Origin of the sequence: Geodermatophilus sp. CPCC 205506, from assembly GCF_051383635.1 — a bacterium.
In the GTDB taxonomy this organism is placed as follows: domain Bacteria; phylum Actinomycetota; class Actinomycetes; order Mycobacteriales; family Geodermatophilaceae; genus Geodermatophilus.
The window spans coordinates 1-8243 of sequence record NZ_JALPKP010000095.1 but is presented as its reverse complement, the minus strand read 5'-3'; the positions used below and the strand labels follow the sequence as shown (position 1 = coordinate 8243).

The following is an 8243-nucleotide window of genomic DNA, read 5'->3' as shown; positions in this document are numbered from 1 at the left end:
GCGCCGGCTCGTCCGGACGGCGCGGCGCCGGGGGCCGCGGCGCGGGACGGCCCGGCGCCGACGGCCGCGGCAGCAGGCCGGGGTCCTGGCGCAGGATCGACGCCTCCAGCGCCCGCAGGTCGGGTCCGGGGTCGATGCCGAGCTCCTCGGCCAGGTGCTCCCGCGCCCGGCGCAGGCTGCCCAGCGCGTCGGCCTGCCGGCCGGCGCGGTACTGGGCGAGGGCGAGCAGCCCCCACAGCCGCTCCCGGGAGGGGTGCTGCCCGACCAGCTGCTCCAGTTCCGCGGCGGCGGCGCGGTCGTCGCGCCGGGTGCGCAGCTCCCAGAGGTCCTCCAGCGCGGTCAGTCGCAGCTCGGTGAGCCGGAGCGCCTCGGCCGCCAGCGACGCGCTGCCCTCCGTCAGCCCGGCGTAGGGGTCGCCCCGCCACAGCGACAGCGCCTCGTCGAGCAGCGCCTCCGCCCGGTCCGGGTCGGCCGGCGCGTCGGATCGCGCGTGCCGGATGAGCTCGGCGAACCGGCGCGCGTCCACGTGCTCGCCGGCGAGGGCGAGGGAGTAGCCCCCGGGATGGGTCCGCAGCCGGTCGTCCGTGGCGCGCGCCCGCCGGGCCGGCTCCAGCTCCCGGCGCAGGCGGGCGACGTAGGACTGCAGCGAGGCCTCCACGCGCGACGGCGGCTGCTCGCCCCAGATCTGGTCGACCAGGTGGGACACCGACACCGGCCGGCCCTCGGCGGCGACCAGCAGGGCGAGCAGCGCCCGGGGCTTGGGCCCGCCGAGGTCGGCCGGGACGCCGTCGACCAGGACGGCCAGCTCGCCGAACACGCGCACCTGCACGGCGCGGATGCTAGGGGCGCCGCTGTCCTCCGGACACGCAGCGGCGCCCGGGGGAGCCCGGGCGCCGCGTGGCCGGTGTCCCGCGGTCAGCCGACCGGCTCGACCTCCCGGGGCGCCGCGGTGTCCCGCGCCGGCGCGCCGGTGACGGCGGTGCCCAGCGCCCAGAGCGCCAGCAGCACGCCCGCGGCGGCGAACACCGGGGTGAACTCCGTGTCCGGCCGGACCAGGGTGAGCGGCACCGACGCGGCGTGCGCCAGGCCGCCGGCCACGCCGAGGAGTGCGACGGCGCGCCGCACCCCGCTCTGGACCCGGGCGAGCGTCGCGGCCAGGAGGACGACGGCCAGGCCGCTGACCGGGTAGAGCACGGCGGCGAGCCCGACGTGGGTGAACGCGACCGGGGCGGCGTGGCCGGCGTGCAGCGCGGAGCTGTCGACGGCGGCGGCGAGGTGGAACACCGTCTCCACCGCGTAGAGCGCGAGGGCCGCCGCTGCCACGGCCAGGCCGCGGTCGGCCGCCGCCGGCCAGACCTGCCGGCGGCGGGCCGCCCACAGCCCGCCGGCCAGCAGCACGGTGCCGATCACCAGCAGGGCGTGCCCGGGCACCCAGCGGCCGTCGGCGGTCATCACCGCCAGCTCCTCGCGCAGGGAGTCCCGGGCGTCGGCGTCGGGGTGCAGGGCGCCGCCGGCGAGCATGGTGAGGCCGGAGGCCAGCAGGGCCGACCGCCAGCCCTGGGGGCGGCGGAGGGTGGCGGGTCGGGAGGTCGGTGCGGAGGTCGTCATGGCCGGGGACGCTCGCGGCCGCGTCTTGCAGTCGTCTGGACGACCACTGGATCGACGTCGAGGGCGCCGGCGCACGCGCCGACCCGGCCCGGCAATGTCGGGTACCGTACTCAACGCCCACCGGTCACGAGGCCGGGACGAGGCGAGAGGACCACACGCGTGACCGGTCCCGCGGACCCCCGGAGCGCGCCGGGAGCGGAACTCGCCCTGGGCGAACTGCACCGGCTGCTGCTCGCCGAGGAGAGCCCCCAGTCGGTGCTGCAGCGGGTGGTCGACCTGGTCCGGCGGGCGATGCCGGAGGGCGCGGAGGCATCGATCACGCTGGTGCGCGGTGACCGGCCGACGACGGCGGCCGCCACCGGGCCGATGGCCGCCGAGCTCGACGAGCTGCAGTACGCGCAGGGCCACGGCCCGTGTCTCGACGCCGCGGTCGGCGGCCACCTCGTCGAGATCGCCGACGCCCGGGCGGAGAGCCGGTGGCCTGCGTACGTCCCGGCCCTCCTCGACCGCGGCGCACTGAGCTCGATCGCCGTGCCCGTGCCCGTCGCCCACCTGACCGCCGGGCTGAACGTCTACGCCCCCTCGGCGGGCGCCTTCACCGACGACGCCCGGCGGGCCGCCACCGAGTTCGCCGCCTACGCCGGCGTCGTGCTGACCAACATCGACACCCTCCAGGACGCGCGCGAGCTCGCCGCGCACCTCCAGAGCGCGATGGAGTTCCGGTCGGTCATCGAGCAGGCGAAGGGCATCCTGATCGAGCGGCACAAGCTGACCCCCGACCAGGCCTTCCGGATGCTCGCCGACGCCTCGATGCACAGCAACCGCAAGGCGCGCGACGTCGCCGAGGACCTGGTGCGGACCGGCGAGCTGCCCGGCCGCGGGGCCGCACGACGGGACCGGCCGTGACCGACCCGGCCGGCGAGCCGGCACCGGCCCGAGCCGGGGCCCCCGGTGGATTGCCCCCCGTGGAGCTGGGCGCCGCTCTCGCCCAGATGGCCGGGCTGGTGCTCTCCCACGAGACCGTCGACACCGCCCTGGAGCTGGTGACGAGCCTGGCCGCGACCACCACCGCCGGCACGCTCGGCGCCGCGGTCACCGTCGTCGACGAGCACGGCAAGCGCTCGCGGGCGGCGTCCGACCGGCTCGTCGAGCAGGCCGATGCCCTGCAGTACGAGCTCGACGAGGGGCCGTGCCTCACCGCCTGGAGAACCCGCGAGCTCGTCCGCATCGACGACACCACCACCGACGCACGCTGGCCCCGCTGGAACGACGCCGCCGGCCAACTGGGGGTCCGGTCGGTCCTGAGTGCTCCGCTGCTGGTGACCGGAGAGTCGATCGGCGCCATGAAGGTCTACAGCGAGCGCCCCCAGCACTACGGCCCGCACGACGAGCACGTCATGCGCCTGCTCGCCGCGCAGGCCGGGATCCTGCTGGCCAACGCGCAGAGCCTGCGGGAGGCCCGCCGCCTGAGCCGGCAGCTGACCGGGGCGCTGGTCACCCGGGACGCCGTCGGGCAGGCGACCGGTGTGCTGCTCGCCCGGGGCGCGACCGGTCCGCAGGAGGCCTTCGGCCGGCTCGCCGACGCGGCCCGCCGCTCCGGCCGCTCCGTCGCGGACGTGGCCGGCGCCCTGCTGGCCGAGGTGACCTCCCGCAACGGCGGCGCGTCCGCGCCGGACTGACCGGCCGGGACCCGGAGCTGCGCCACCTCGCGCCGGTCCTCCCGGCCGGGCCCGTGACCCCGGCGCACCGGGCGGCGGTCCGGTTCTGTCGGACCCCGGGCGCATCCTCGTGCCACTGCGGCGAGAGGGGAGGCACCGGTGACCGGCGAGCTGCTGTGGGCGGTCACGGACGGACCGGCCGGGGAGAACGCGGTGCCCGCACCGGAGGACCGCCTCGACGCCGGCCGGCTCGCGCGGCACCACCGCGGTGGGTTCTGGTGCTCCACCCGGGCGGGGGGCTGCGGCGGGCGGCTGGTGCTGCAGGCCCCGGGCGGGGGCCGGCCGTCCTTCGGCCATCCCGGCGGCGCCCGGTGCGCACTGACCGAGGCCGACGCCGGACGCGCGTACGAGCACCTGCGGTACCAGCCCGCCCTCACCGCGTGGCTGGCCGGGCAGGGGCACGACGCGCGGCTGGAGCGGGGTCCCGATCCCGGCGGGCACAGCGGCCTGCACGTCGTCGTGGACGAGCTCGGTGTCGTCCTCGAGGTGCAGCTCGCGCCGCTGCCGGACACCGCCTGGCGCGAGCGCGACGACCACCTCCGCAGGAGGCACCGGCACGTCACCTGGCTCTACGGCCCCGGGGCCGAGGCCGCCGCGGTCACCGAGGTCGCCGTCCGCGGCGTCGCCGTGGCCCTCCGGCGGCACCACGTGGGTCTCTCGGTGGGCGTCCGGGACGTCGACGACCGGACGCGCTGGGTCCGGCTGGCGGCCTGCCGGCTGACCGCGGACGGTTTCGCGGCCCCCGGCACGGAGGAGGCCCGGGCGCTGCACGCCGCGCGCACGGCGCACCGGCAGAGGGCGGCGCGGCGCGTGAGGCACCGGGCCGCGGGCCCGCCGGTCCCGCAGCTCGGCCTGCCGTTCCCCGCCTGAGCGCTGCCGGGCGTCAGTCCGCGGGCGGGGGGACCGGCTCCTCGAGCCAGTTCCAGCTGTGGTGGCTGAACACGGTCTTGTTGCCACCGCCGTCGTAGACGACGAGGTGACCGGTGGCGGTGAAGCTGAAGCGGGCGTCGTTGTCGAAGCGGATCACTTCGCCGTCGGCTCGGTGCAGGTCGAAGGCCATGCCCCCGAGCCTGGCACGCAGGCCCGCGCGGAGCCCGCCGACGCGTTCCGTGCAGGTCTCTACGCCCGGGCCTCCCCGGCCAGCCGCCCCACCCGGGCGCTGGCGCCGCCCAGGTCCAGCGCCGAGCCCTCGGCCAGCGCGGCGGCGTACTCGTCGGGGTGCAGCGCGGCGCGGGTGCCCTCGACGTAGCGCTGCCCGTCCGTCGGGTCCATCCGCAGCGGGTCGTAGCCGACCCGCCGGGCGCAGGCCTGCACCGCACCCAGCAGGACGGCGCCGTCGCGCGGGCGGCCGCCGGCGGTCGCGGCGCCCACCGCGGTGAGCAGCCCCGCCAGCGTGCCGGTGGCGTCGCCCTCGCGGTGCGTGAGGTCGACCATCCGCCACAGCTGCGCCAGCGCCTCGTCGGCCCGGCCCAAGTCGGTGAGCACCTTGGCCCGGATCCACAGCACCGACGAGTGCGCCCACGAGTGGCCGAGGTCCAGGGCGAGCCGCTCGGCCGCGGCGAGGTGCGCCAGGGCCGCGTCGGCGTCGCCGGCGACCCGGGCGAACTGCCCGAGCGTCATCGCGATCTCGGCCTGCACCCACTCGATGCCCGACGCCTGGGCCAGCTCGAGGCCGCGGGCGATGTCCTGCGAGACGTCGCCCTCGGCGTCGGTCCGGCCGAGCAGCGCCCGGACGAAGCCGCGCAGCACCAGGGCCAGCGCGAGGACGCCGTCGCGCTCGTCCGGGGCGGCGGTGACGATCTCGTTGGTCCGGTCGAACAGCGAGGCGACGTCCCCGGAGAGGTAGGCCAGCAGGGCGTCGCCGAGCAGTGCCCCGCTGCGCACCGACGCCGGCGCGCCGGGGGTGGCCTCCAGCGCGGCGCCGAGCCACCGGCGGCCCTCCTGCACGTGGCCGCGGCGGTACCACCACCAGCTCAGCGCCGCCCCGATCCGGAGCGCCGCCTCGCCCTGCCCGGTGGCCAGCGTGTGCGCCAGCGCCGCCCGCAGCCCTGGCTGCTCGGCGTCCAGGCGCCGGGCGCTGGCGGTCCACTCCGGCCGGCGCAGGGTCGGCTCCAGCCGCTCGGTGAGTTCGACGACGAAGCCCGCGTGCCGGTCGCGCAACCGCCGCGCGGCGCCGTCGTAGAGGCCCTGCTCGGCGTACTGCCGCAGCGTCTCCAGCATCCGGTAGCGGCCCTCGCCGTGGTCGAGCTCCACCAGCGACTTGGCGACCAGCACCCGCAGCAGCTCCAGCGTGCCGCCCGCGACGTCCGGGCCGGCCAGCGCGGCGACCGCGTCCGGCCCGAAGCTGCCCGGCAGCACCGAGACCGCGCGGAAGACGGCCAGCTCGGCGGGGGAGAGCAGGTCGACGCTCCACTGCACGGTCGCGGCCAACGTGCGCTGGTGCGGCGGCGCGGTCCGCCACCCTCCGGCCAGGAGCGTGAACCGGTCGTCGACGCGGCCGGCGACCTCGGCCAGCGGGAGGGTGGTCAGGCACGCGGCGGCCAGCTCGACGGCCAGCGGGAGCCCGTCGAGGGCGGCGCACAGCCCGCGGACCTGGTCCAGCTCCTCGGCCGACGGGTCGGCCAGGTGCGGCGCGGCCAGGCGGGCGCGGTCGAGGAACAGCTGCTCGGCGTCGCTGCCGGGGCTGCCCGCGGGCATCGGCCCGCAGGGCTGCACCGCCTCGCCGGGCAGGCCCAGTGGCTCCCGGGAGGTGGCGAGGACCCGCAGCTCGGCGCACCGAGGGAGGAGGGCGGCGCACAGGCGGCCGCGGCCTCGACGACGTGCTCGCAGTTGTCGAGCAGGAGCAGCAGCGGCCGGTCCTGCAGCGCGGTCGCCACCGCGCCCACGGGGTCGCCGCCGGTGAGGCTGACGCCGAGGACGGTGGCGACCTGCCCGGCGACCAGGTCGGGGTCCTCCACCTCGGCCAGCTCGACCAGCGCGGCCGGCGGTGCGCCGGCCGCCCGGCGGCGCGCGGCCTCCAGGGCGAGCCGGGTCTTGCCGCTGCCACCGGGGCCGACCAGGGTCACCAGGCGTCGGCCGGCGAGCGCCGCAGCCAGCGCCTCCAGCTCCCGGGCGCGGCCGACGAAGGCGGTCAGCGGCACCGGCAGCGGCGGGAGGACCAGCGCGGCCGGCCGGGCCGGCGGCACCGGCGGCGGCGCGACCACCGGTGCCGGGGCGGGCGTGGCCAGCGCGGGGTCCTGGCGCAGGATCCGCTCGTGGAGCGCCTGCAGCGGGCGGCCCGGGTCGACGCCGAGCCCCTCGGCGAGCAGCCGGCGGCCCTCGGCGTACGCCTCGAGCGCCTCGGCCTGGCGGCCGGCCCGGTAGAGCGCCAGCATCAGCGAGGCGCGCAGGCCCTCGCGCAGCGGCTCGCCCCGCACCAGCTCCCGCAGGTCGTCGACGAGTTCGGCGTGCCGGCCCATCCGCAGGTCCAGCTCCGCGGCCAGCTCCCGGGCGTCCAGCCGGGCCTGTTCCAGCCGCTCGGACTCCTCACCGGCGAAGGTGGCGGCGACGTCGGCGTAGGCGGGCCCCCGCCACAGCGCCAGCCCCTCGGCGACCGCGGCCCGGGCGCCCTCGACGTCGTCGCGCGCGGCCAGCCCGCGGGCGGTGCGCAGCAGCCGGAGGAAGCGCAGCGCGTCGACGTCGTCGGGGTCGACGGCCAGCTGGTAGCCGGGCTCGCGGGTGAGCAGCAGCGTCCACGCTCCGGGCCGGCTGTCCGGCTCCAGCTCGCGGCGCAGCCGGGACACGACCGCCTGCAGGGTCGCCGCCACCGAGCCGGGAGGCTGCCCGCTCCACACCCGGTCGACGAGCAGGTCGAAGGCGACGGGCCGCCCGGCGTCGACCAGCAGGGCGGCGAGGACGGCGCGATGTCGCGGAGTCGGGTTGACGAGGGGACGGCCGTCGCGCCAGACCTCCACGGGCCCGAGCACGCGGAACGAGGTGCCGGTCATCGGTGCGCAGCGTAGGGGGCAAGCGCCCGGGTTCCGGGGCCGACCTGCTGCCCAAGCGGTGGGCAAGGCCCGGCCAAGGGGTCGTTGCCACCCTCCCGGTGTCCGCTCACCGCACCCCGGAGAAGCCCGTGCCCCTTCCCCCCGCCGTCCTCCCGGCCGACCTCACCGCCCTGCTGGGCGCCCGGCTGTCCCCGGCCGCCGGCCTCCGGGACGGCGTCGTCCGCGCCGCCGCGGCCGCCGACGTGGTGGCCACCGTGCGGCTGGCCGGCCGGCACGGGGTGGCGGTGGCGGTCCGCGGCGACGACACCCCGCCCGGCACCTCGGCGCGGGCGCTGCTGGTCGACCCGGACGGCCTCGACGAGGTCACCGTCTCGCCCGAGGGCTGGGCCCGGGTGGGCGCCGGGGTGCGCTGGCGACGGCTCCTCGACGCGGCGGCGCCGCACTCCCTCGCCCCGCTCACCGGCGCCGCGGAGACCGAGCGGGTCGCCGACTCGGTCACCGGCGGGGGAGTGGGGCCGCTGGCCCGGACCTACGGCGTGGCCTCGGACCGGGTACGAGCGGTCGAGCTGGTCACCGGCGACGGCACGCTGCGCCGGGTGACCCCCACCGAGCACGCCGAGCTGTTCTGGGGTGTGCGCGGCGGCGCGGGCGTGCCGGGCCCGGTGACCGCGGTCGAGCTCGACCTGCTCGGCGGCGGCGCGCTGCTGGCCGGCGAGCTGCGCTGGTCCGCCGACGACACCCCGCGGGTGCTGGAGGCCTGGCGGGTGTGGGCGGCGGCGCTGCCGCCGCAGGCCGGCACCTCGGCGGTGCTCACCGGGCACCGGCACGGCGCGGCGTGGGTGGTGGTCCGCGTCGCCTGGACCGGCGACCAGACGCCCTCGCCCTCGAGGACCCAGCGGACCGCGCCAGGGCTGTGCCGGTGCGCCGGCGC

The 8243-nt window shown here is 78.6% G+C and carries 8 protein-coding genes; 4 read left to right on the top strand and 4 right to left on the bottom strand.

Annotated elements, in window-relative coordinates:
- Together MY520_RS27505 and MY520_RS27500 are read right to left on the bottom strand one after the other, a co-directional pair.
- Positions 1-829, bottom strand: an 829-nt coding sequence (locus MY520_RS27505) for an AfsR/SARP family transcriptional regulator (protein ID WP_436695881.1), incomplete at its 3' end; no start/stop codon positions are given.
- An 86-nt stretch (positions 830-915) separates the two neighbouring features.
- Complete coding sequence (locus MY520_RS27500; RefSeq protein WP_436695880.1) at positions 916-1608, bottom strand: hypothetical protein; 693 nt, start codon at positions 1606-1608, stop codon at positions 916-918.
- A 159-nt stretch (positions 1609-1767) separates the two neighbouring features.
- Here MY520_RS27500 and MY520_RS27495 point away from each other — a divergent pair, with 159 nt between their 5' ends.
- From MY520_RS27495 to MY520_RS27485, 3 genes are all read left to right on the top strand, one after another.
- Positions 1768-2514 (top strand): ANTAR domain-containing protein, encoded by a 747-nt coding sequence (locus MY520_RS27495; RefSeq protein ID WP_436695879.1) that lies wholly within the window; start codon positions 1768-1770, stop codon positions 2512-2514.
- Between the two features lie 59 nt (positions 2515-2573).
- A complete protein-coding gene (locus MY520_RS27490; protein WP_436695878.1) occupies positions 2574-3287 on the top strand; it encodes a GAF and ANTAR domain-containing protein in 714 nt (237 codons plus the stop codon).
- A gap of 138 nt (positions 3288-3425) precedes the next feature.
- Positions 3426-4196, top strand: a complete 771-nt coding sequence (locus MY520_RS27485) for a hypothetical protein (protein ID WP_436695877.1) — start codon at positions 3426-3428, stop codon at positions 4194-4196.
- Between the two features lie 13 nt (positions 4197-4209).
- On the opposite strand, the gene MY520_RS27480 is transcribed toward MY520_RS27485, so the two are convergent.
- Together MY520_RS27480 and MY520_RS27475 are read right to left on the bottom strand one after the other, a co-directional pair.
- Complete coding sequence (locus MY520_RS27480; RefSeq protein WP_436695876.1) at positions 4210-4386, bottom strand: hypothetical protein; 177 nt, start codon at positions 4384-4386, stop codon at positions 4210-4212.
- Positions 4387-5851: 1465 nt separating this feature from the next.
- Positions 5852-7312: an AfsR/SARP family transcriptional regulator gene (locus MY520_RS27475; protein ID WP_436695875.1), complete on the bottom strand. Its 1461-nt coding sequence runs from the start codon at positions 7310-7312 to the stop codon at positions 5852-5854.
- A 128-nt stretch (positions 7313-7440) separates the two neighbouring features.
- Between MY520_RS27475 and MY520_RS27470 the strand changes: the two genes are divergently transcribed.
- The coding region (locus tag MY520_RS27470; RefSeq protein ID WP_436695874.1) for an FAD-binding oxidoreductase at positions 7441-8243 on the top strand (803 nt) is incomplete at its 3' end.

Coding starts and splice junctions, on each gene's coding strand:
- MY520_RS27500 (WP_436695880.1), bottom strand. CDS start 1,608: ATGACGACCTCCGCACCGACCTCCCGACCCGCCACCCTCCGCCGCCCC.
- MY520_RS27480 (WP_436695876.1), bottom strand. CDS start 4,386: ATGGCCTTCGACCTGCACCGAGCCGACGGCGAAGTGATCCGCTTCGAC.
- MY520_RS27475 (WP_436695875.1), bottom strand. CDS start 7,312: ATGACCGGCACCTCGTTCCGCGTGCTCGGGCCCGTGGAGGTCTGGCGC.